1 protein-coding gene is annotated in these 682 nt (G+C 41.3%); it reads right to left on the bottom strand.

The genetic code is table 11. The features are described 5' to 3' along the window. Positions 1 to 502: 502 nt before the first annotated feature. The coding region (locus tag D5R40_RS38840) for a tetratricopeptide repeat protein (protein ID WP_134239687.1) at positions 503 to 682 on the bottom strand (180 nt) is incomplete at its 5' end.

Genomic DNA, 682 nt, shown 5'->3' on the forward strand with positions numbered 1-682 from the left:
GCTTCTTGATCAAGAACAATTCGCAACGGCTATTGAAATCAAGTGGAGATTTCTCAGCGCTACAGATGGTAAAGAATAAGCGTTCGCCATCCGGGCTAAGCGCACTATTAGCAAATTGTCCATTCTGAATAACAGGAAACTCACATGGGATATTAGCCTTTTGCCAATCTACCCCATTTTTTCGGCTGAGTACAATCTTGCTTTCCCACCATTGTAGAGGATAATACGCTGATCAATACCGGTGGAAAGTGCAAATTCATCTTCCTCTGTATAATCCCGTTCCTAGAGTACCAAATTGATACTCGATTCGTGTTTGGGCCATTTTTCTTTCCAAGCTCAGCACCTTTTATCTCGGTTGCAAAATACTTCCAAGATAGCTTCGCTACCTGTATAATTCTCGAAGTCTCGAAAGCTTGATCGCCTTATCGTATTGGCCATCTTGCTCAATATCTACGTACTCAGTCCAACTAGGAATCTTTATTCTCCTTTACAGGTTGAAAGCTCAGCTGCTTTCGTAATCTTTTAGTAGATAGTAGGCTTCACCCGCTTTAAAAATCAGTTCTTGCTTCTTTTGTTTTTTCTGCCAAGCCTTCTTGTAGTTTTCAGCTGCCTCTTTTAGGTTACCTTCTTCCATTAAGTTATCGGCTAGTTTCTGGTGCTTTTTCCAGCTAAGGTTTTGGGC

Source organism: Okeania hirsuta (assembly GCF_003838195.1).
GTDB lineage: Bacteria > Cyanobacteriota > Cyanobacteriia > Cyanobacteriales > Microcoleaceae > Okeania > Okeania hirsuta.